Raw genomic sequence first — 21,249 nt, forward strand, 5'->3', positions numbered from 1 at the left:
TCACTCTCCCTTTCCGACGAAGCTCACATCCGCGCTGGCGCGGGCGCCCGTCTCCACATCCTCGATCCAGAACCGGAGGGGCGAGCGCCCGCCTGTCGCCGCCGGTCCACTTGGCTGCGCGATCACATAGGCCCGCGCATGGCCCGTCTCGTCCGCGGCGACGGAGACGCGCCGCTCGTCCGTCCCCTCGATGGCGAGGCGCAGCGGCTCCTCCGTCACGATGGAGACGCGGAACTCCGCCGCCTCGCCCTGCTTGTTGCGCACCCGGAGGTCATAGGCGTTCCGCACCGAGCCGTCCGAAAGCGTCACGTTCACCGGGTTGCGGATGGCGGCGACGGTCAGGTCCACTTCCGAGCGGATGAAAAGCGCGAAGAGCAGCCCGAGGCCCACGGCGCTCCAGGCCGCCGTGTAGATCAGCACGCGGGGCCGGAAGATGCGCTTCCAGGCCGGAACGGCATGGCCGCCCGCCTGCTCCCGCTTCTCGTCGGCGAGGGAGAGATAGTCGATCAGCCCCCGCTCGCGGCCGAGCTTGTGCATGATGTCGTCGCAGGCGTCGATGCAGAGCGCGCAGGTGATGCAGGCGAGCTGCTGACCCTTGCGGATGTCGACCCCCGTCGGGCAGACGGCGACACAGGCGTTGCAGTCGACGCAATCGCCGAGTGTCGCCGCGCCGTCGGCCTTGATGTGCTTGCCCCGCGGCTCCCCCCGCCATTCGCGATAAGCGACAGTCAGCGTCTGCTCGTCCATCATCGCCGCCTGAATGCGCGGCCAGGGGCAGGCGTAGATGCAGATCTGCTCCCGCATGAAGCCGCCGAAGACGAAGGTCGTCGCCGTCAGCAGCGCAATGGAGCTGTAGGCGATCACATGCGCCTGACCGGTCGCGAGGTCGACGGCGAGCGTCGGCGCGTCGGCGAAGTAGAACACCCACGCGCCGCCGGTTGCGATTCCGATCAGCAGCCAGAGCGTCCACTTCGTCAGCCGCAGGCGGAGCTTGCGGAGGTCGTATTTCTGCTTGAGGAGCCGGATCCGGGCGTTTCTGTCCCCCTCCACCCAGCGCTCGACGAGAATGAAGAGATCGGTCCACACCGTCTGCGGGCAGGCGTAGCCGCACCAAACCCGCCCGAGCGCGGAGGTGAAGAGGAAGAGCCCCAGCCCCGCCATGATGAGGAGGCCGGCGACGAAATAGAATTCGTGCGGCCAGATCTCGATCCAGAAGAAGAAGAACCGCCGCCCGGCGAGGTCCACCAGCACCGCCTGGTCCGGCAACTCCGGCCCGCGGTCCCACCGGATCCAGGGCGTGAGGTAATAGATCCCTAGCGTGAGGATCATCAGCCGCCATTTCAGCGTGCGGAACCAGCCCGAAACCCGTTTCGGGAAGATCGGCTCGCGCGCGGCGTAGAGTTTGGGCGGGGCGGCGTTCGCGTCGGCGGGCATGCTTGGTCCTTCAGGGTTCCCGGCCATATGGTCTGGCGGGCGGTCGCCGCGCCTTGATCGAGGTCAAGCGGAGGCGGTGACGGTTTCGTGAGCGGGAGGCGGCGCGGCGGCGTCGCGCCCATATCAGGGGCGAAGGGGGACGAGATGACCATCGACGACCTTACGCCCTGGAAGGATCGCGCCGGCCGTTTCTCGGCAATCCGCGCGGCTGCCTTCGCCGCCCTTGCTGCGCCGGCGTTATGGCTCATCGCGCTTCTCGCACTCGGATGGATCGGCCCGGAGCCCGAGAAGGCGGCGACGCATTTCACCGGTGAGTGGACGCTTTATATCCTCCTCGCGGGGCTCGCCGTCTCGCCGCTCCGGGCGCATCTCGGCTATGGGCGGCTCATCGGCTTGCGGCGGATGATCGGCCTCTTCGCCTTCGGCTTCGTCGCCGCGCATTTCGGGCTCTATGTGCTCTACATGAACGGAAACGTGCTGAAGGTCGCCACGGAGATCGTGAGCCGTGTCTATCTGATCGTCGGCTTTGTCGCGCTCCTCGGCCTCGCCGCGCTCGCCGCCACGTCCTTCGACAGGGCGATCCGGCGGATGGGGGGGAACTGGCGGCGGCTACACGCGCTCGTCTATCCGCTGACGGCTCTGGGCGTTCTCCACTACTTCATGCAGTCGAAGCTCGATGTGTCGCAGCCGGCGCTGCTCGCGGGGATCTTCTGCGGGCTTGTGCTGTTGCGGCTCCGGGCGCTGCGGGCGGCTCCGCCGGCGCTGGCGCTGCTGCTTGCGGCGGCGCTTGCGGGCGTATCCGCCGCGGGGCTGGAGGCGGCGTGGCATGCTGGGATGACGGGGGCGCCGTGGCGGCGCATTCTCCTCGCCAATCTCGACTTCTCGTTCGAGATCCGGCCGCCTTGGATCGCCGCCGCGATCATGGCGGCGCCGATCCTCCTCCTGCCGCGCTACCGGCAGATGTTGCGGAGCGCCACCCAGTCCTGATCCGAGAGGATCGGCTCGAAAGGCGCATCGCCCACCACATCCTCCGCGCCGACGGCCGCCGCCCGCGCCGCCGGGTCGGGGTGGGAGGAGAGATGGTTGAAGACGCCCCCCTCCCCCGCCTTCTCCCGCAGCTTCAGGAAAAAGCCGGCGAGCGGCGCCGCCGGCAATCCCTCCGCCGCGAGGAGTCGCGTCGCGAAAGCGTCCGCGGCAGCCTCGGCCTCGCGCTGGTAGCCGGAGCGGAGCAGCGCCTCGGTGAGCGCCACGGTCGCCGTCGCGCCCGTGAAATCCCCGAGGAGGAGCCCGATCAATCCCGCGCTTCCGGCAGAACGGAGGGCGAGGCGCGTCGGGTCGCGGGCGACGACATGGCCGATCTCGTGCGCCAGAACGCCCGCTGCGGCCTCCGGGCTCTCCGCCGCGCGCAGGAGCCCGCGGAAGAGGATGATCCGCCCGCCCGGCAGGGCGAAGGCGTTGACCATCGGCGCGTCGAGCACCCGCACCTTGAGCGGCAGATGCGCCCCTGCGCCCCGCTCCAGACGCGCCGTCATCCGCGTCAGCGCAGCGGCGCCTGCGCCGCCCTCGCAGAAGCGCGGCGGGCCGGAGGCGAAGAGCCGCGCGAACTGGTCGACCATCTCCTCCCCCATCGCCGCCTCCGCCTCCGGCGGGATCAGCGCCGCAAGCCGGTCGGCCAGCGCGGGGGCGAGGTGGAAGACGATGAGCCAGACCGAAACGAGCGCCGCCGCGCCCCAGAGCAGGGCGCGCCGCCAGCGCGGCCGCGCCGTTCGCGGCCGCGCCGCGAGGTCGGGGCAGACCTTCCGGATCGCCGCGACCATGTCCGGGTCGGAGATCGTGAGTCGCTCGTCGCTCTCGTCGTCGGGCGTCAGCGAAAGCGCACCGCCCCCGCCCCCGAGGTCGCGGAGCCCGGAAAGGGACCAATGGGCGATCGGCGTCTCGTCCATCCGCATGAGGATCAACGAAGCGTCCCCGAACTTCACGATCACCTCGACCGGCGCGGCCGAGCGCCCGTCGAAATATCGGCCCGGCGCCTCGAGGAGGTCGTATTGCGCCAGCGCCGTCATCAGAACGCGCCGCCCATATCCGCGCCGAGCGCGTCGGCGAAGCCGCCCGCCTCGGCCTGTTCGTCATGCGCACGCTGGCGCGCCCGCTCCGCCGCTTCGAGATCGTGGATCAGGAGGCCTGCGCACGCCGCCTTCAGCAGCGGATGCGTGAGGAAGGCGTGTCCCAGCGCGGACCAGACCGCGACCGCCGGCAGGTAGGCCGCCGCGAGAAGGGCCAGCGCGAGCAGCCCGGTCACGTCCGGCGCGCGCCCTTCCGCCAGCGCCGCGAAGAGCGCGGACGGATCGCCGATCAGCGCGGCGGCGGCAAGGCTCGACACGGCCGCCGTCGCGGCGACGCCGAGCCCGATGGCGAGCGCGCCGGAAACGTAAATGCCGACGACCCGCCAGAAGCCGAGCGAAACGGAGAAGCGCGTCTTGCCGGCGAGCGTCTTGAGCGAGTTTAGATGCCTGAAACTGAAGACCTGATGGCGCACGAAGCCGAGAGCGACGAAAAGGAGAAGCAAGGGAGCGAGCGCGGCCTCCGGCCCCGGTTCCTTGCCAAGCGCGGCGAAACCCGCTGCGGCCGCGGCGAGCCCCGCCGCCGGGAGCCAGACCCAGAGCCAGCTCCGCATCAGCGGCCCCGCGCCCCCTTCCTGCGTGAAGCGGAGATCGCCGAAATAGCTTCGCGCCGTGGTGTAGCGGGCGAGGCGATGCTGCGTCAGCGGATACAGGAGGCCAAGGGTCAGGAGCGTCAGCCCCCACCAGACCATCGCCCGCCAGGCGTAGCCCCAGGCGCCGGGCGCGAGCCCGAACCGCACGCCGCGCCAGCGGGTGCGCGCGAGGATGTAGCGCCGCGCCCGGTACTGCGCCCAGAAGAGCGCGGGGGCCAGCGCGAGGAGCGGCAATTGCAGCCCGACGACGCTTCCTTCGAGCCAGGCGAGGCCGGCGAAGGTCAGCGCCAGATTGGCGAGCGAGATGTAGACGGCGAGGATCACGACCGCGACGAGGAAGCCGATCAGCTTCTCCATCGCCCGGCCGGTATATTCCAGCGGCGAGCCGTCGATCCGGATCGAGGCCCAGTAATGCCGGCGGAGCCGCGTCGTCATCCAGAACCGGCCGATCCCGAGGGTGAGGATCGTCAGCGCCATGCGCCCGAGCGCGAGGCCGAAGAGCCGGCCGCGGGAGCCGTCATAGACCACGGGCGTCGGGGCGGCCGGCCTTCGCGGCGCCGACCAGGGGTTCGGCGGGAGGCTCGATTCGATGTTTCCGCGCATGCCCTGCCTGTTCTCGCCCCCGGCCGGACCATAGTGGCGGCGGCGGCGCGCTTCAATCGGGCCGCGCGCTCGCCCTTCACCCTCGCAGAATGCGACGCTTCTCCGACTCAAGGCCGACCCTTCTCAGGCGGCCTTCAGCGCGGCGGCAAGATGGGCGGGCGAAGGCGCTGTCGGCGCGCCCTTCATCGAGGAGGAGTCGAGCGCGGCCTCGATGACCGCGCCATGTGCTTCCGCCGCCAGGCCGAGCGCGGCGAGGCCCGGAAGCCCGGCGCCGCGCGCCCATGCCGCGAGCGTCTCGGGCGCGTTCTCCGCCGCGCTGCCGAGCGCGCTGGCGATCATCCCGAAGACCGCTTCGAGCCGCTCGCGCGCGGGCCCGCCAAGCGTTTCGCGGTAGAGCGCGAGAACGGGGCCGAGCAGCGTTCCGCAGATCGCGCCGTGGGCGGCGCCCGTCGCGCCGCCGATCGGGCCGGAGAGGCCGTGGACGGCCCCGAGCCCGGAATTGGCGAGGGCGAGCCCGCCCGAGAGAGAGGCCCAGGCCATCGCGTCGCGCGCCGCCCTGTCCTCCCCCTCCATCAGCCGCTTCAGCGCCGTGAGGGCGGGGGCGATTGCGGGCCGGGTCAATGCGTCGGAATAGGGCGTGGCCTTCGCGCTCAGGAAGGGTTCGATCAGCTGCGTGACCGCATCGAGCCCGGAGGCGAGCGTGACGGCGCGGGGGCACCGGTCCGTCAGCGCCGGATCGACGATGGCGACGCGGGCGATCATTCGATCATCGCGGAGGCTCACCTTCCGGGCCCGGTCGGGGACGCCGATCACGGCGTTCTTGGTCGCCTCCGCGCCCGTTCCCGCCGTGCTGGGGAGCGCGAGGAAGGGAAGCGGCGCGGCGGCGAGCGGCGCGCCCCGGCCCACGATCTCGAGATGGTTGAGCGGCGCGCCGGGGCCGGGGGCGAGGGCGGCGAGCGCCTTGCCGAAATCGAGCGCCGCGCCGCCGCCAAGGGCGAGCACCCAGTCCGGCCGGAAGTCGCGGAGGGGGCCGAGCGCCGCCTCCAGCATCGGCAAGGTCGGTTCGGCGGGGCAGGGGAGGGCGAGCGTCTCCGCCCCGGCCTCGGCCAGCGCGTCGAGCAGCCATGCCGCGCGCGCCGCGTCCCGCCCGTGGATGACGGCGCCGCGCCGCCCGAAGCCGAGGGCGAGGGCGGGCGCCTTCGCGGCCTCGCCCCTGCCGAAAAGGATCCGGGGCGGCTGAAGGATGGAGAATGTCACGAGATTGGTCCTCACAGCGCCGGCGGCGCCGAAACGCAATCGGGCGGGGCCCCGGAAGGCCCCGCCCTTCGTCGTCAGTGAAAGCTCAATTCCAGGACTTGATCAGCTCGTCATAGGAGATGGTCTCGCCCGCCGGCTTCTCGTTCGCGAGCTTCGCGACCGGGGCGCCCGGCGCGTCGAGCCAGACGGCCGCGTCCTGCGGCTCGTTCATCTTCGGCCCGATATCGCCCTGCACGCCGGCCCGCTCCAGCCGCTCCAGCACCCGCTCCTGCTCCGCGCAGAGGGCGTCCAGCGCCTCCTGCGGGGTCTTCGCGCCGGACATCGCGTCGCCGATGTTCTGCCACCAGAGCTGCGCCAGCTTCGGATAGTCCGGCACGTTCGTGCCCGTCGGGGACCACTGGACCCGCGCCGGGGAACGGTAGAACTCGACGAGCCCGCCGAGCCGCGGCGCCCGCTCCGTGAAGCTGTCGTGCTGGATGGTGGATTCGCGGATGAAGGTCAGCCCCGTATGGGACTTCTTCACGTCCACCGTCTTCGAGACGACAAACTGGGCGTAGAGCCAGGCGGCCTGAGCCCGGTCCACCGGGGTGGACTTCATCAGCGTCCAGGAGCCGGCGTCCTGATAGCCGACCTTCATCCCGTCGACCCAGTAGGCGCCGTGCGGGGAGGGGGCCATGCGCCATTTCGGCGTGCCGTCGTCGTTCATCACGGGCAGGCCTTCCTTCACCATGTCGGCGGTGAAGGCGGTGTACCAGAACATCTGCTGCGCGATGTTGCCCTGTGCGGGCACCGGGCCGGCCTCGCCGAAGGTCATGCCCTGAGCCTCGGGCGGCGTAAACCGCTGCAGCCAGTCGATGGCCTTGGTGACGGCGTAGACCGCCGCGGCGTCATTCGTCGCGCCGCCGCGGGCGACGCAGGAGCCGACGGGGCGGCTGTTCTCGTCCACCCGGATGCCCCATTCGTCCACCGGCAGGCCGTTCGGCTCGCCGACATCGCCCATGCCGGCCATCGACATCCACGCGTCGGTGTAGCGCCAGCCGAGCGACGGGTCCTTCTTGCCATAGTCCATGTTGCCGAACACGCCCTCGGAGGGGCCGCCGGCATAGGACATGTCCCGCCCGGTGAAGAACTCGGCGATGTCCTCATAGGCCGACCAGTTCAGCGGCACGCCGAGGTCATAGCCGTACTTCGCCTTGAAATCCTCCTGCGATTTCGGGTGGTTGAACCAGTCGTAGCGGAACCAGTAGAGGTTCGCGAACTGCTGCGTCGGCAGCTGGTAGAGCTTGCCGTCCGGCGCGGTGGTGAAGCTCGTGCCGATGAAGTCCGCCACGTCGAGGTTCGGGTTGGTGACAGCCGCGCCCTCGCCCTCCATCCAGTCGGAGAGGATGCGCACCTGCTGGTAGCGCCAGTGGGTGCCGATCAGGTCCGAGTCGTTGATATAGGCGTCGTAGATGTTCTCGCCCGTCTGCATCTGGGTCTGCAGCTTCTCGACGACGTCGCCCTCGCCGATCAGGTCATGCGTCACCTTGATGCCGGTGATCGCGGTGAAGGCGGGGGCGAGGACTTTCGCCTCGTATTCATGCGTCGTGATCGTTTCCGAGACGACGCGGATGTCCATGCCCGCGAAGGGCTTGGCGGCGTCGATGAACCACTGCATCTCCGCTTCCTGCGCCGCGCGGTCGAGCGTGGAGAGATCGCCGATCTCCGCGTCGAGGAACGCCCTCGCCGCCTCCATGTCCGCCCAGGCGGGCGCGGAGCCGAGCGCAAGGAGCGCCAGCGCCATCGCTGTTGACGTCTTGTGCAGTCTCATCAGGTTTCCTCCCTTTGAAGAGCAGTCCTTGTTTGCATTTCTCCCTAGACCCAGCGGAACACCGCCGCGGCCCAGACGAGACCGAGCGCGAGCCCGCCCCAGAGGGGCGAGCCGGCGAAGAAGAGCCAGGCCAGGCAGATGAAGCCCGTCCCGAGCAGAGAGATGAAGAGCCGGTCGCCCCGCGTCGTCTCGATCCTGAGAACGCCGACGCGCGGCGTCTCCGGAAAGCGGATCGCGAGGATCGTGAAAACGACGAGAAGCGAGCCGATCACGTAGAAGAAGAGCGCAACCGGCAGGGTCCATGCCATCCAGCCGCCCGGGATCATCGGCGCGAACCAGTCCAGCGCCCCGTCCTTCCTCGGCGCGGCGAGCAGGATCGCGCCGAGTATCGCCAACAGCGCAGCCCCCGCGCCGGCATAGACTGCGCCCCAGCGGACAGTGCGGGCGGAAGCGGCTTCGCTCATGGCGTCCTCCTCACACGCGGCCAAGGGCGAAGCCCTTGGCGATGTAGTTGCGGACGAAATAGATCACGAGCGCGCCGGGAATGATCGTCAGCACGCCCGCCGCCGCCAGCACGCCCCAGTCCATGCCGGAGGCGGAGACGGTGCGCGTCATTGTCGCCGCGATGGGCTTCGCGTCCACCGAGGTCAGCGTTCGGCTGAGGAGAAGCTCCACCCAGGAGAACATGAAGCAGAAGAAGGCGGCGACGCCGATGCCGGACGCGATCAGCGGCATGAAGATCTTCACGAAGAAGGCGGGGAAGCTGTAGCCGTCGATATAGGCCGTCTCGTCGATCTCCTTCGGCACGCCCCGCATGAACCCTTCGAGGATCCAGACGGCGAGCGGCACGTTGAAAAGGCAATGCGCCAGCGCAACGGCGATATGCGTGTCGAAGAGCCCGACGCTGGAATAGAGCTGGAAGAACGGCAGCGCGAAGACGGCCGGCGGCGCCATCCGGTTCGTCAGCAGCCAGAAGAAGAGATGCTTGTCCCCGAGGAAGTTGTAGCGGCTGAAGGCGTAGGCCGCCGGCAGTGCGACGGTAATTGAAATCACCGTATTCAGGACAACATAAATGATCGAGTTGACATAGCCCATGTACCAGCTCGGGTCCGTCAGGATCACCATGTAGTTGCGGAAGGTCAGCTCCGCCGGGAAGAGCGTGAAGCTGGACGTGATCTCCGCATTCGTCTTCAGGCTCATGTTCACGAGCCAGTAGATCGGGATCAGGAGAAACAGGATGTAGACCGTCATCACGACGGCGGAGCCGGTCGGGCGGGTCATTTCGAATCCTCCCGGTCGAGATTGGTCATCACCGTGTAGAACACCCAGGAGACGAGCAGGATCACGAGGAAATACATAAGCGAGAACGCCGCCGCCGGCCCGAGGTCGAACTGCCCGACCGCCATCTTCACGAGGTCGATGGAGAGGAAGGTGGTGGAATTGCCGGGCCCCCCGCCGGTGACCACGAAGGGCTCGGTGTAGATCATGAAGCTGTCCATGAAGCGGAGGAGGACGGCGATCAGCAGCACGCCCCGCATCTTTGGCAACTCGATGTAGCGGAAGACGCTCCAGCGGCTCGCCTGGTCGATCCGCGCCGCCTGGTAATATGCCTGCGGGATGGACTGGAGCCCGGCATAGGCGAGGAGCGCGACGAGGCTCGTCCAGTGCCAGACATCCATGACGATGACGGTGATCCAGGCGTCGAGCGGATCGTTGGTGTAGTTGTAGTCGATCCCCGCCGCTTCGAGCGTGTGGCCGAGAAGGCCGATATCCACTCGCCCGAAAATCTGCCAGATCGTCCCCACGACATTGAACGGGATGAGGAGCGGCAGCGCCATCAGAACGAGGCACACGCTGGCCCAGAATCCCTTCTTCGGCATGTTGAGCGCGATGAAGACGCCGAGCGGTATCTCGATCGCGAGGATGATCGCGGAGAAAAGCACCTGCCGCGCGAGCGCGTCATGGAGCCGGGAGGATGTCACCATCTCCTCGAACCATTCGAGCCCGGCCCAGAAGAACTGGTTGTTCCCGAACGTGTCGTTCAGGGAATAGTTGACCACCGTCATCAGCGGGATCACCGCCGAGAAGGCGACGATGACGAGGACGGGGAGGACGAGAAACCAGGCCCTGTTGTTCTGGGTCTTCTCCATCAGGCGGCCTCCCCCTGGGGCGTCCCTGCGGGCGCAACGCGCCAGTCGTCCCGGTAGACGTTCACGCGATCCGGCGCGAAACGGGCATGGGTCGCCCCCGCGCCGAGCGGCTCGCCTTCCGGCAGCACGATGTCGAGCGGCCCGGCCGGCGTCTCCGCCCTCACGATGCGGTGCCGGCCGACATCCTCGACCCTGCGGATCGTGACGGGCAGGCCCGCGCCCGAGGTCAGGGTCACATGTTCGGGCCGGATTCCGACCTGCACCCGCCCCGACAGTTGCGGATAGGCGGCGCCGAGAGGCATCGCGGCGCCGCCGAGACGGGCGACCGCCCCCTCTACCGTCGCGTCGAAGAAGTTCATTCCGGGCGAGCCGATGAAATAGCCGACGAACGTGTGCTCCGGCCGCTCGAACAAGGCCTCCGGCGCGCCGAGCTGGACGACGCGGCCATCGTGCATCACCACGACCTTGTCCGCGAAGGTGAGCGCCTCCGTCTGATCATGGGTGACATAGATCATCGTGTGCCCGAACTCGCGATGGAGCCGCTTCAGCTGCGTCCTCAGCTCCCATTTCATGTGCGGGTCGATCACCGTCAGCGGCTCGTCGAAGAGGATCGCGTTGACATCCTCCCGCACCATGCCCCGCCCGAGGCTGATCTTCTGCTTGGCGTCCGCCGTCAGGCCCTTGGCGCGGCGGCCGAGCGCCTCCTCCATGCCGATCATGCGGGCGACCTCCTCGACCCGGCGGGCGACATAGGCCGCATCCATGCCGCGGTTGCGGAGCGGGAAGGCCAGATTGTCCCGCACCGTCATCGTGTCGTAGACGACGGGGAACTGGAACACCTGCGCGATGTTGCGCGCCGCCGTCTCCTCCTGCGTCACGTCCTGCTCTCCAAAGAGAACGCGCCCGCGGCTCGGGCGGACGAGGCCGGAGATGATGTTGAGCAGCGTGGTCTTGCCGCAGCCGGAGGCGCCGAGCAGCGCATAGGCGCCCCCATCCTCCCAGACATGCGTCATCTCCTTCAGCGCAAAATCCGCGTCTCCCTGGGGGGCCTTCAGGTAGCTGTGGGCGAGGTTTTCGAGCGTGATGCGGGCCATGTCAGGCGGCTCCCTTCAGCGCGGCCGCCGCATAGGGCGCCGCGGCGGCCAGCCGCCCGTCCTCCCGGAAAAGGTATGCGTGCGTCGGGTCGAGCCAAAGCTCCGCCTCCGCGCCCGGCTCGATCGCGCGTACGCCATGGACGAGCGCGACCCAGCGCTCCTGCCCGTGATCGACATGCAGAAACGTCTCCGCCCCTGTCAGCTCGCTGACGCCGACGGCGCAGCGGAAGGCGATGGCGGCGGGCGAGGGGCGCTCCAGCGCGAGATGGTTGGCCCGGAACCCGGCGAGATAACGCCCGTCCGGCAGCGCCGCCGCGTCGCCTTCCGCCGGCGCTTCCGAACCCTCCCCGAAACGAAGGCGCCCGCCGGCTTTCACGCAGGAAACGAAATTCATCGGCGGGTCGGAGAAGACGCGCGCCGTCGTCGCATCCGCCGGGCGTCGATAGACTTCCGGCGTCGGGCCGAACTGCGTCACCCGCCCTTCCCAGAGCGTTGCGGTCGCCCCGCCCAGAAGGAGCGCCTCCTCCGGCTCCGTCGTCGCATAGACGAAGATCGCGCCGGAGGCCTCGAAGATGCGGGGGATCTCCGCCCGCAGCTCCTCCCTCAGCTTGTAGTCAAGATTGGCCAGCGGCTCGTCGAGGAGCACGAGCCCGGCCTCCTTCACCAGCGCCCGGGCGAGGGCGCAGCGCTGCTGCTGCCCGCCGGAAAGTTCCAGCGGCCGGCGGCCCAGCATCGGCGTCAGCCGCAGCATTTCCGCCACCTCCCGCACGCGCCTGTCGATTTCCTGCGCCGGGCGGCGGAGAATGCGGAGCGGCGAGGCGATGTTCTCGAAGACGGTGAGGCCCGGATAGTTGATGAACTGCTGGTAGACCATCGCGACGCCGCGGTCCTGAACCCGAACCCCCGTCACGTCCCGCCCGTCCTGCAGCACGCGCCCGGCGCTCGGCTTGTCGAGCCCGGCCATGAGCCGCATCAGGCTCGTCTTGCCGGAAAGCGTCGGCCCGAGGAGGACGTTCATCGTCCCCTTCTCCAGCCGCAGATCGGTCGGGTGGATATGGACCCGCCCGCTGACCGTCCGCGCCACGCCTGAAAGCTCCAGCGTCATCCCCGCTCCCTCACTCCGCGGTCGCGTATGCGGGCGCCGCCGCCGCCATGAACGCGCCGACGGCCTTCTTCTGCTCGGTCGAAAGCCGGAGTCCCAGCTTGGTGCGGCGCCAGAGCGCGTCGTCCGCCGTGCGGGCGTATTCCTTCTCCATCATCCACCGCAGCTCCGCCTCCGTCAGCGTCGCGCCGAAATCGCGGCCGAGATCGGCGGCGGAGCGCGCCCCGGCGAGGATTTTCGTCGCTTCCGTGCCGTAGGCGCGGGCGAGGCGGCGCGCATGGGCGAGCGCGAGGAACGGATGGTCGCGAAGCAGCCCGTCCACGAGCGCGTCGAACCCGTCATGCGGAAAGTCGCCGCCCGGCAGCGCCACGCGCGCCGTCCAGGATGGCCCCGCCTTGGGGAAGAAGGGCGCGATCTTCGCCATCGCGCTCTCCGCCAGCCGCCGATAGGTGGTGATCTTGCCACCGAAGATGTTGAGGAGCGGCGGCGCGTCTCCCGGCGCGTCGAGGCTCAGCACGTAGTCCCGCGTCGCCTGCGTCGCGGAACTCGCCCCGTCGTCATAGAGCGGGCGGACGCCGGAATAGGTCCAGACCACGTCCTCCTTCGTCACCGGCTTCTCGAAATAGGTCGAGGCGAAGGCGAGGAGGTAATCCCGCTCCGCGTCGGTGCAGCGCGCCTCCGAAGGCTCGCCGTCATGGTCCCTGTCGGTCGTGCCGAGCAGCGTGAACTCGCCCTCATAGGGGATCGCGAAGATGATCCGCCCGTCCGCGCCCTGGAAGAAATAGCAGCGGTCATGCTCGAAGAGGCGGCGCGTGACGATGTGGCTGCCGCGGACGAGGCGGATCTTCTCGCTGGAATTGATCCGCGTCACGTTGCGGATGACGCCCGCCGCCCAGGGGCCGCCGGCGTTCACGAGCGCGCGGGCGTGGTGGACGCGCCGCCCCGCCGCCCCTTCCGTCGTCACCTCCCAGAGGCCGCCCCGCCGCTCCGCGGAGACGACGCGCTGGCCGACCATGATCCGCGCGCCGCGCGCCTCCGCGTCCCGCGCGTTGAGGACGACGAGGCGGGAATCCTCCACCCAGCAATCCGAATATTCGAAGGCGCGGCGGAAGGCGGGCTTCAGCGGCTTCCCGGCCTCGTCCTTCGTCAGGTCGAGGCTGCGGGTCGCGGGCAGGATCTTCCGCCCGCCGAGCGTGTCGTAAAGGAAGAGGCCGAGCCGGATCAGCCAGGCCGGGCGTCGCCCCTTCATCCAGGGCATGATGCGCGTGAGGAGCCGGGAGGTCGGCGTGTCGCCGTCGAACCGCATCTCGGCGCTGAGCGGGAGGACGAAGCGCATTGGCCAGGAGATGTGGGGCATGGCGACCAGCAGCGTCTCCCGCTCCTCCAGCGATTCCCGCACCAGCCGGAACTCGAAGAATTCGAGATAGCGGAGTCCGCCGTGAAAGAGCTTGGTCGAGGCGGAGGATGTGCCCTGCGCGAGGTCGCCGGCCTCGGCGAGGATGACGGAAAGCCCGCGGCCCGCCGCGTCCCGCGCGATCCCGCAGCCATTCACGCCGCCGCCGATGATGAAGAGATCGGCCGCTTCGGGCCGCTCGTCGTCTGACACGCCTATCCTCCCCCGGGGTCTCGCCCCTTGGCGCGGAGTCGTGCCCCGGCGCGCGGTTTCGGTCAAGAGGATTTTCGTTTTTGCGCGAATCGGCGTCAAAACGAATATCTGCGAGGGGTTGTCGTGATCGTTTCGCGGAATTACGGTCGCCTCTGCGCCGAAAGGACCGGCGCGGCAGGGAGCGGCGCCGTTGGCCCTCACGATCAGGCAGACGGAGATCCTGGAGATCGCGCGCGCCGAGGGGCGCGTTCTGGTCGAGGAACTTGCGCAGCGCTTCGACGTCACGCTGCAGACGATCCGGCGCGACCTCGGCGACCTCGCGGACGCCGGCTTCCTTGACCGGGTGCATGGCGGCGCGGTGGCGCGCACCGGCGTCGTCAACATCGGCTACGAACGTCGGCGCGTGATGAACGAAGAGGCGAAGGCCGCCATCGCCCGCGCCTGCGCCGCCGAGATCCCGGAGAATTGCTCGCTGATCCTCAATCTCGGCACGACGACGGAAGCCGTGGCGCGGGAGCTTGTGAACCATCGCAACATCACGGTGGTGACGAACAACATGAACGTCGCCAACATCCTCGTCGCCAATCCGGGCTGCGAGATCATGGTGGCGGGCGGCGCGCTGCGGCGCTCGGACGGCGGCCTCGTCGGGGACCTGACGACGCAGTTCTTCGGCCAGTTCAAGGTCGATTTCGCGGTGATCGGCGTCTCCGCGCTCGACATGGACGGCGATCTTCTGGACTTCGACCTCGCCGAGGTGCGGGTCAGTCGGGCGATCCTCGCCCAGGCGCGACAGGCCTTTCTCGTGATGGACGCCTCGAAGCTCGGGCGCTCCGCCCCGGCGCGGATCGCCTCGCTCGCGGAACTCGACGCCGTCTTCACCGACGCGCCGCTGCCGAGGCCGCTCTGCGAGACGTGCGAGGGCTGGGGAACGCGGGTCGTCGTGGCGGAGTGAGCGCCGGTCAGCCGGGCCGCCAGCAGGCGACGAGCCTCCCTTCGCCCCTCGCCGCGAGCGGCGGCGCCTCGGCGCATTCCGCACCGGCGCGCGGGCAGGCGTCGCGATAGGCGCAGCCGCCCGGAGCCGCCCCGACGGCTTCCGGCTCCTTCTGCGCAATGCGCCGTCGCGCCCGCTCCGCCGCCGGGTCGGGCAGCGGCGCGGCGGAAAGCAGCGCTTCGGTATAGGGATGGAGCGGCGCGGAATAGAGCGCGTCGGCCGCCGCCATCTCCACGATCCGGCCGCGATACATCACCGCCACGCGATGCGAGATGTGGCGCACCACGGCCAAGTCGTGCGCGATGAAGAGATAGGCGAGGCCAAGCTCGCCCTGGAGGTCGGCGAGCAGGTTCAGAACCCCCGCCTGGATCGACACGTCGAGCGCGCTCACCGGTTCGTCCAGCACCAGCGCCTCCGGCTCCAGCGCCAGCGCCCGCGCGATGCCGACGCGCTGGCGTTGCCCGCCGGAAAGCTCGTGCGGCCAGCGCCGCGCGAAGCCCGCTTCGAGCCCGACCCGTTCAAGGCAGGCCTCGGCCTTGGCCGCCGCCTTCGGCCCGACCTCCCCGAGGAGCCGCAGCGGCTCCGCCACGATCTCCCCCACCCGCATCCGCGGATGGAGCGAGCCGAACGGGTCCTGGAACACCATCTGCAGATGCCGGCGCAGCGGTCGCATCTCCGCCTCGGAGAGCCCGGCTATCTCCCGCTCACGAAACGCAACGGAACCCGATGTCGGCCGGATCAGGCCGAGGACGCTGCGCCCGAGCGTGGACTTACCGCAGCCCGATTCCCCGACAAGGCCAAGCGTTTCCCCCGCCGCGATGTCGAAGGAGACCCCGGCGACGGCGCGAAGCCGGTCCGCCGATCGCCAGGGCAGGAGACTACGGCCGAGCGGATAATCCTTGACCAGATCGCGGACGGAGATCAGCGGCGCACCCGTGGCCGCGTGGCGCCTCTCCCCGTGCGCTTCCGCCGCCGGGGAGGGCGCGGGCGCGTCCGCGGCCCAGCACGCCGCCGCGCCGGAGCCTGCGGGGCGGAGAAGCGGCTCCGCCACACAAGCCGCATGGGCGAGCGCGCAGCGCGGCGCGAAGGCGCAGCCCTCGGCGCGCGCGCCGAGCCGCGGCGGCGCCCCGGGGATCGACGTCAGCCTCGTCGCCCCGCCAGCGATCCGGGGGACCGAGCCGAGAAGGCCGCGCGTATAGGGATGCCGCGGATCGGCGAAGAGCGGATCGACCGCCGCCTCCTCCGCCACCTTGCCCGCATACATGACCGCCACCCGGTCCGCGACACCCGCGACGACGCCGAGATCGTGCGTCACCAGCACGAGGCCGAGGCCCAGCCGTTCCCGCAGCCGGGCGAGCACCTCCATCACCTGCGCCTGCACCGTCACGTCGAGCGCGGTGGTCGGCTCATCCGCGATCAGGATGTCCGGGTCGTTCGCGATGGCCATCGCGATCATCGCGCGCTGCCGCATGCCGCCGGAGAATTCATGCGGATGCTGCGCCGCCCGCCGCTTCGGGTCCGGCACGGAGACGAGCGCGAGCAGGTCGAGCACCCGCTCCCCGATCTCCTTCCGCCCCATGCGCGGGCGGTGCAGCCGGATGGCTTCTGCGATCTGTTCGCCGACGGGGAGGACCGGGTTGAGCGCCGAGAGCGGGTCCTGAAAGATCATCGCGATGCGGTCGCCCCGCAGCGCGCGGAGCCGCGCCTGCCGCGCGCCGATCAGCTCCTCCCCCTTCAGCCGCACGGAGCCCGAAACGAGCGCGCCGCGCGGCGCGAGGCCCATCGCGCCGAGCATTGTGAGCGACTTGCCGGAGCCCGACTCGCCCACCACCGCCAGCACCTCCCCCCGCGCGACCGAGAGCGAGACGCCGCGCACCGCCTCGAGCCCGCCGGGAAAGGCGACCCGTAGGTCCGCGATCTCCAGCGCCGGCGCGCTCATCGGGAGGACCGTTCGTCCATCAGGTCCCGCAATCCGTCCCCGAGGAAGTTGAAGCCGAGCACGAGGGTGAGGATCGCGAAGCCGGGGCCGAAGGCGATCCACCACGAGTAGAACTGCGTCGCGCCCTCGGAGATCATCGCCCCCCATTCCGGCGTCGGCGGCGAGGCTCCGAGCCCGATGAAGGAGAGCGCGGCGGCGAGGAGGATGACCTGCCCCACATCCATCGTCGCGTTCACCTGAATGGGCGTCCAGCAGAGCGTGAGGATGTGCTTGAAGAGGAGGCGCGCGCGCGTCGCGCCGCCGGCGATGGCCGCCTCCACATGCTCCCGCGTCTTCACCTCCAGGACCTGCGCGCGCATCAGCCGCGCATAGACCGGCCACCAGACCGCGACGAGCGCGACCGCCGCATTCTCCAGCCCCGGCCCCAGAGTCGCCGCCACCGCCATGGCGAGCAGGACGGGCGGAAAGGCCAGCGTCACGTCAACCAGCCGCATCACCGCCGTATCCCACCATCCGCCGAAGAACCCGGCGAGCGCGCCGAGCCCCGCGCCGATCGCGACGGCGGCGAGGACGACGACCGCCGCGATGGCGAGGGAGATCCGGGCGCCGTGGATCGTGCGGCTGAAGACGTCGCGCCCCAGCGCATCCGTCCCCAGCCAGTGCTCAGCCGAGGGCGGCTGGAGCCGGCGAGCCACCATCTTCAGCGGCTCGTCGAGCCCCCAGAGCGGCGCGGTCAGCGCCGCTACGATCCAGAACGTCACGACGACGATGCCGAGCGCGACCGGAACCGTCAGCCAGGAAGGGCGCCGCGCCCGCGCCAGCGCCTCAGCCATCTGCCCCGCCGAAGCCGATCCGCGGGTTGAAGACGGCGTAGGCGACGTCCGTCGCAAGGTTGGAGAGCAGGAAGGCCGCCGCGCCGACGAGCGTCACGCCGATGATCGCCGGATGATCCAGCGTCCGCGCGCTGTCCACCGCATAGGAGCCGACGCCCGGCCAGGCGAAGATCGTCTCCGTCAGCACCGCGCCGGTGATGAGATAGGCGAAGGAATGGCCGATGATCGTCAGCGTCGGGATCATCGCATTGCGGAGCGCATGGACGACGAGCACCCGCCGCTCCCCCGCACCCTTCGCGCGCGCCGTGCGGATGTAGTCCTGCTCCAGCACGTCCAGCATGGAGCCCCGCACGAGGCGGGAGATGACGCCCATCACCGCCCAGCCAAGCACGAAGGCGGGGAGGACGAGATGGGAGAGCGCCTTGAGGAACGCTTCGAAATCCCCGGCCAGCAGGGCGTCGAGCGTATAGAAGCCCGTCGCCCCCGCCGGCGGAACCGCCCGCGCGTCGATCCGCCCCGGCCCGGGCAGCCAGCCGAGCGCGACGGAGAAAACGTAGAGAAGGATCAGCCCCGTCCAGAAAACCGGCATCGAGGAGCCGATCAGCGCGACAAGCCGCGCCGCATGGTCGATCATCGTGTCCCGCCATCGGGCCGCCGCGATCCCGAGCGCGACGCCGCCGACGACGCCGAAGACCATGGCGAACAGCACGAGCTCCAGCGTCGCCGGCAGCCGCGCGCGGATGTCGTCCGCCACCGGCATGCGGGTGCGGAAGGACGTGCCGAGGTCGCCCTGGAGGAGGTTGCCGATATAGATCGCGTATTGCTCCGGCACGCTCCGGTCGAGCCCCCAGCGCGCCTTCGCGGCGGCGACGACCTCCGGGTTGTTCATCTGCCGCTCGCTGACGATGGCGGAGAGCGGGTCCGCCTTCGTGACATGGGAGAGGAAGAAGGCCGCCGTCGCCACGCCGAGCAGCAGGAGCGGCATGGCGAGCAGCCTTCGGACGATATAGCGCGTCATCAGCGGCACCGGGGGAGGCCGGGGGGCGCCGCCCCCCGGCCAAGCCTCATTTCACCGAGATCTCGGCCAGCGGCAGGTTGCAGCAGGCGCTGTAGCGGACGCCCTCCACATTCGCCCGGTGCGCGAGAATGAGGTTGGGGCTCAGCACCGGAATGATGATCCGGTCCGAGATCATCTCCATCCCGACCTCGTGGAAGGCGGCGTCAACCTTGTCCGCCGGGGCGGCGAGGGCTGCGGCCATCTTCTCCGCCATGTTCGGGTTCGCCGCATCCTCCGCCTTCGCGGCATGGCTCCGGTTGTACCAGGGCGAGCCTTCATAGAGGCCGAAGAAGCTGGCGTACTGGCCCGAGCCGAAATAGTCCGGCGCATAGTAGACGGCGGTGACGGGAATGCCCGTCGCGCCGATCCGCTCGCGCCAGACGGCGAAGGTGACCGGCTGAAGCTCCAGCTCGATCCCGATCTCGGTCAGGTCCTGCTGCACCTTCTGCATCAGGAGGTTGAAGTCCACGCCATAGACGTTGACGGAGGGATAGACGGCGTCGAGCGTCACCGGCCCGGTCACGCCCGCCTCCGCCAGCAGCGCCTTCGCCTTCTCCACGTCGCGCTTCGGTAGGGGCAGCCCGTCCGTCCCGGGGAAGCCGTTCGGGATCGGCGCGGCCTGGAGCTTGCCCTCCCCGCCTACAATCAGGTCGATTGCGCCCTCATAGTCGATGGCGAGGCCGATCGCCTCCCGCACCGGCTTCGTCATCTTCATCGGCATGCCTTCGGCGCCGGCGCCGAGCGCGATGTAGACGAAGTTGAAGGAGGGAACGGTGTTGACGACCACGTTCGGGTCGGAAAGCCCCGCCGCCGTGTCCGCGTCCACCTGCATGGCGATGTCGGCGCCGCCGCTTTGCAGCATCTGCGCCTGGGTGACCGAGTCCTTCACCTGCCGGATCACCACCTCCGCCGCCGCCGGCGCATCGCGCCAGTAGGCGGCGTTGCGCGCAAGGCGGAGTTCGTCATCCGCCGCATAGGCGGCCAGTGTGAAGGGCCCGCTGCCGGCGGAATTGGCGAGGAACCAGCTTTCCGCCGTGTCCGCCGTATCGGCGCCCGCGCCGGAAGCGGCGCCGGCCGCCTCGGCGACCTTCGCGTTGACGATGGAGGCGTAGGGCGCGGCGAGAATGCCAAGCAGCTCCGAATTCGGCGCCGCCATGGTGATGACGACCGTCCGCGCGTCCGGCGTCTCGATGGAGGCGAGCCCGTCCATCAGGAAGCCCGGATCGGCCTTGAGGCTTGCGAGCCGCTCGAGGCTCCACTTCACCTCGGCCGAGGTCACCGGGCTGCCGTCCGCGAACTTCGCGCCCGCGTTCAGCGTGAACGTGTAGACGGTCTGGTTCTCGTTCGAGGTCCAGCTCTCGGCGAGGAGCGGGATAATGGTCTTGTTGTCCGCCGCCAGATCCACCAGCCGCTCGTAGACGGAGGAGAAGACGATCTGGCAGGTGTCGCAGAAGCCGCGATGCGGGTCGAGCGAGTTCACGTCCATATCGCGCGCGATCACGAGCGTCTGGGCATGGGCCGGCGCGGCGAGCGCCAGCGGCAGGATGAGGGCGGCGAGCGCGGCTCTCGCCCTCGGGGCCGGGAAGCGGAACATGTCGTGACTCCTCTGTCGTTGCCAGTGTCGATTCAGGGGCTTCAGGCCCTCTTCAGGGTTTCTCGGGCGACGGCGGCGATTCCCGCCGCGTCGAGCCGGTAATGGGCGTAGAGCGCGGCGGGCGGGCCTACGGGCGCAAACTCGTCCGGCACGCCGTGGCGGCGGAAGGGGATGCGCGGCATGTCGACCAGCGCCTCCGCCGCCGCGCCGCCGAGCCCGCCGACGATGTTCGCCTCCTCCACCGTCAGGATCGCCCCCGTCTCCCGCGCCGCGGCCTCCAGCGCCGAAAGGTCGAGCGGCTTCACGGTGTGCATGTCGAGCACCCGCGCCTCGATCCCCTCCGCCGCCAGCAGCGCCGCCGCATCGAGCGTCGCCCGCACCACCGCGCCCGTGGCGATGATCGTGATGTCGCTCCCCTCGCGGAGCCGGATCGCCTGCCCGAACGTGAGCGCGGGAACCTCGTCATAGACCACCGGGTCCCGCCCGCGGCCGAGGCGGATATACATCGCGCCCGGGTGGTCCACGCTTTCCCGCAGGATGGCGCGGAGCGCGTTGGCGTCCGCCGCGCAGACGACCGTGAGCTCCGCGATGGACCGCATCATCGCGAGGTCCTCGGTCGCGTGATGCGAGGTGCCGTAGAACCCCATCGAGATGCCGGAATGATGGCCGATGGCCCGCACCTTCATGCGCGGATAGGCGCAATCCGTCCTGATCTGCTCCGCGCCGAGAAGCGCGCAGAAGGAGGCGAAGGTCGCCGCGAAAGGCACATAGCCGCAGGAGGCGAGCCCTGCCGCGACCGTCAGCATGTTCTTCTCCGCGATCCCCATGTCGAAGAACCGCTGAGGATGCCGCCCCTTGAACTCGACGAGCCGGTTGGCGGAGGCGAGGTCGGCCGTCAGCGCCACCACGCGCGGGTCGGCGTCGGCCATGTCCGCCAGCTCCTCCCCAAGGATGAAGGCCGGCGCAGCAGCCGCGGGCGTGCCCTGCACCGAGCGCGCGTCGCGCAGCGCGCCGCCCGCCTGCGTGCCGCGGAAGATTTCGGACTGGTCCTGCGCATCCGCCATGA

The 21,249-nt window shown here is 69.8% G+C and carries 18 protein-coding genes; 2 read left to right on the forward strand and 16 right to left on the reverse strand.

Features of this window, described 5'->3' with window-relative positions; all coding sequences use genetic code 11:
* Entirely contained in the window at positions 1-1,434 is a 1,434-nt protein-coding gene (ccoG, locus tag ACE37J_RS01185; RefSeq protein WP_409705750.1) for a cytochrome c oxidase accessory protein CcoG, read from the reverse strand.
* 144 nt (positions 1,435-1,578) lie between these two features.
* Between ccoG and ACE37J_RS01190 the strand changes: the two genes are divergently transcribed.
* A complete protein-coding gene (locus ACE37J_RS01190) occupies positions 1,579-2,421 on the forward strand; it encodes a sulfite oxidase heme-binding subunit YedZ (RefSeq protein WP_409705753.1) in 843 nt (280 codons plus the stop codon).
* Here ACE37J_RS01190 and ACE37J_RS01195 read toward each other — a convergent pair.
* The 10 genes from ACE37J_RS01195 to glpD all read right to left on the reverse strand — a co-directional run bounded on the left by ACE37J_RS01195 (position 2,385) and on the right by glpD (position 13,769).
* Positions 2,385-3,497, reverse strand: coding sequence for a M48 family metallopeptidase (locus ACE37J_RS01195; RefSeq protein ID WP_409705755.1), 1,113 nt, complete (start codon positions 3,495-3,497; stop codon positions 2,385-2,387). The two genes, ACE37J_RS01190 and ACE37J_RS01195, sit on opposite strands and share 37 nt — an antisense overlap.
* Entirely contained in the window at positions 3,497-4,750 is a 1,254-nt protein-coding gene (locus ACE37J_RS01200; RefSeq protein WP_409705758.1) for a DUF898 family protein, read from the reverse strand. Before ACE37J_RS01200 ends, ACE37J_RS01195 begins: the two co-directional genes overlap by 1 nt.
* Positions 4,751-4,873: 123 nt before the next feature.
* The gene (locus tag ACE37J_RS01205; protein ID WP_409705761.1) at positions 4,874-6,007 is read right to left on the reverse strand and encodes an iron-containing alcohol dehydrogenase; all 1,134 of its coding nucleotides are present in this window, start codon (positions 6,005-6,007) and stop codon (positions 4,874-4,876) included.
* An 85-nt stretch (positions 6,008-6,092) separates the two neighbouring features.
* Positions 6,093-7,817 (reverse strand): ABC transporter substrate-binding protein, encoded by a 1,725-nt coding sequence (locus ACE37J_RS01210; RefSeq protein ID WP_409705764.1) that lies wholly within the window; start codon positions 7,815-7,817, stop codon positions 6,093-6,095.
* 44 nt (positions 7,818-7,861) lie between these two features.
* Entirely contained in the window at positions 7,862-8,281 is a 420-nt protein-coding gene (locus ACE37J_RS01215; RefSeq protein WP_409705767.1) for a DUF2160 domain-containing protein, read from the reverse strand.
* A 10-nt stretch (positions 8,282-8,291) separates the two neighbouring features.
* Positions 8,292-9,098, reverse strand: a complete 807-nt coding sequence (locus ACE37J_RS01220) for a carbohydrate ABC transporter permease (protein ID WP_409705770.1) — start codon at positions 9,096-9,098, stop codon at positions 8,292-8,294.
* Positions 9,095-9,967 (reverse strand): carbohydrate ABC transporter permease, encoded by an 873-nt coding sequence (locus tag ACE37J_RS01225; protein WP_409705773.1) that lies wholly within the window; start codon positions 9,965-9,967, stop codon positions 9,095-9,097. The genes ACE37J_RS01220 and ACE37J_RS01225 overlap by 4 nt, the downstream gene beginning before the upstream one ends.
* A complete protein-coding gene (locus tag ACE37J_RS01230) occupies positions 9,967-11,061 on the reverse strand; it encodes an ABC transporter ATP-binding protein (protein ID WP_409705776.1) in 1,095 nt (364 codons plus the stop codon). The genes ACE37J_RS01225 and ACE37J_RS01230 overlap by 1 nt, the downstream gene beginning before the upstream one ends.
* Position 11,062: 1 nt before the next feature.
* Positions 11,063-12,166 (reverse strand): ABC transporter ATP-binding protein, encoded by a 1,104-nt coding sequence (locus tag ACE37J_RS01235; RefSeq protein ID WP_409705779.1) that lies wholly within the window; start codon positions 12,164-12,166, stop codon positions 11,063-11,065.
* A 10-nt stretch (positions 12,167-12,176) separates the two neighbouring features.
* Positions 12,177-13,769: a glycerol-3-phosphate dehydrogenase gene (gene glpD, locus ACE37J_RS01240; protein WP_409705782.1), complete on the reverse strand. Its 1,593-nt coding sequence runs from the start codon at positions 13,767-13,769 to the stop codon at positions 12,177-12,179.
* Positions 13,770-13,959: 190 nt separating this feature from the next.
* Here glpD and ACE37J_RS01245 point away from each other — a divergent pair, with 190 nt between their 5' ends.
* A complete protein-coding gene (locus tag ACE37J_RS01245) occupies positions 13,960-14,721 on the forward strand; it encodes a DeoR/GlpR family DNA-binding transcription regulator (protein WP_409705785.1) in 762 nt (253 codons plus the stop codon).
* A gap of 7 nt (positions 14,722-14,728) precedes the next feature.
* Here ACE37J_RS01245 and ACE37J_RS01250 read toward each other — a convergent pair whose 3' ends face one another.
* The 5 genes from ACE37J_RS01250 to ACE37J_RS01270 are packed head-to-tail and all read right to left on the reverse strand — an operon-like array spanning position 14,729 to position 21,247.
* Complete coding sequence (locus tag ACE37J_RS01250; RefSeq protein WP_409705788.1) at positions 14,729-16,699, reverse strand: dipeptide ABC transporter ATP-binding protein; 1,971 nt, start codon at positions 16,697-16,699, stop codon at positions 14,729-14,731.
* Positions 16,696-17,532: an ABC transporter permease gene (locus ACE37J_RS01255; protein WP_409705791.1), complete on the reverse strand. Its 837-nt coding sequence runs from the start codon at positions 17,530-17,532 to the stop codon at positions 16,696-16,698. Before ACE37J_RS01255 ends, ACE37J_RS01250 begins: the two co-directional genes overlap by 4 nt.
* The gene (locus ACE37J_RS01260; protein ID WP_409705794.1) at positions 17,525-18,550 is read right to left on the reverse strand and encodes an ABC transporter permease; all 1,026 of its coding nucleotides are present in this window, start codon (positions 18,548-18,550) and stop codon (positions 17,525-17,527) included. Before ACE37J_RS01260 ends, ACE37J_RS01255 begins: the two co-directional genes overlap by 8 nt.
* 46 nt (positions 18,551-18,596) lie before the next feature.
* Positions 18,597-20,183, reverse strand: coding sequence for an ABC transporter substrate-binding protein (locus ACE37J_RS01265; protein ID WP_409705797.1), 1,587 nt, complete (start codon positions 20,181-20,183; stop codon positions 18,597-18,599).
* 41 nt (positions 20,184-20,224) lie between these two features.
* Positions 20,225-21,247, reverse strand: coding sequence for a transketolase family protein (locus ACE37J_RS01270; RefSeq protein ID WP_409705800.1), 1,023 nt, complete (start codon positions 21,245-21,247; stop codon positions 20,225-20,227).
* Between the last annotated feature and the right edge of the window lie 2 nt (positions 21,248-21,249).

The sequence above is a fragment of the Pikeienuella sp. genome, from assembly GCF_046290545.1.
Taxonomy (GTDB): Bacteria; Pseudomonadota; Alphaproteobacteria; order Rhodobacterales; family Rhodobacteraceae; genus Pikeienuella.

Excerpts from the sequence above, each read along its gene's own strand:
- ccoG (WP_409705750.1), bottom strand. The coding sequence starts at position 1,434 with ATGCCCGCCGACGCGAACGCCGCCCCGCCCAAACTCTACGCCGCGCGC.
- ACE37J_RS01190 (WP_409705753.1), top strand. The coding sequence starts at position 1,579 with ATGACCATCGACGACCTTACGCCCTGGAAGGATCGCGCCGGCCGTTTC.
- ACE37J_RS01195 (WP_409705755.1), bottom strand. The coding sequence starts at position 3,497 with ATGACGGCGCTGGCGCAATACGACCTCCTCGAGGCGCCGGGCCGATAT.
- ACE37J_RS01200 (WP_409705758.1), bottom strand. The coding sequence starts at position 4,750 with ATGCGCGGAAACATCGAATCGAGCCTCCCGCCGAACCCCTGGTCGGCG.
- ACE37J_RS01210 (WP_409705764.1), bottom strand. The coding sequence starts at position 7,817 with ATGAGACTGCACAAGACGTCAACAGCGATGGCGCTGGCGCTCCTTGCG.
- ACE37J_RS01215 (WP_409705767.1), bottom strand. The coding sequence starts at position 8,281 with ATGAGCGAAGCCGCTTCCGCCCGCACTGTCCGCTGGGGCGCAGTCTAT.
- ACE37J_RS01220 (WP_409705770.1), bottom strand. The coding sequence starts at position 9,098 with ATGACCCGCCCGACCGGCTCCGCCGTCGTGATGACGGTCTACATCCTG.
- ACE37J_RS01225 (WP_409705773.1), bottom strand. The coding sequence starts at position 9,967 with ATGGAGAAGACCCAGAACAACAGGGCCTGGTTTCTCGTCCTCCCCGTC.
- ACE37J_RS01230 (WP_409705776.1), bottom strand. The coding sequence starts at position 11,061 with ATGGCCCGCATCACGCTCGAAAACCTCGCCCACAGCTACCTGAAGGCC.
- ACE37J_RS01235 (WP_409705779.1), bottom strand. The coding sequence starts at position 12,166 with ATGACGCTGGAGCTTTCAGGCGTGGCGCGGACGGTCAGCGGGCGGGTC.
- ACE37J_RS01250 (WP_409705788.1), bottom strand. The coding sequence starts at position 16,699 with ATGAGCGCGCCGGCGCTGGAGATCGCGGACCTACGGGTCGCCTTTCCC.
- ACE37J_RS01255 (WP_409705791.1), bottom strand. The coding sequence starts at position 17,532 with ATGGCTGAGGCGCTGGCGCGGGCGCGGCGCCCTTCCTGGCTGACGGTT.
- ACE37J_RS01260 (WP_409705794.1), bottom strand. The coding sequence starts at position 18,550 with ATGACGCGCTATATCGTCCGAAGGCTGCTCGCCATGCCGCTCCTGCTG.
- ACE37J_RS01265 (WP_409705797.1), bottom strand. The coding sequence starts at position 20,183 with ATGTTCCGCTTCCCGGCCCCGAGGGCGAGAGCCGCGCTCGCCGCCCTC.
- ACE37J_RS01270 (WP_409705800.1), bottom strand. The coding sequence starts at position 21,247 with ATGGCGGATGCGCAGGACCAGTCCGAAATCTTCCGCGGCACGCAGGCG.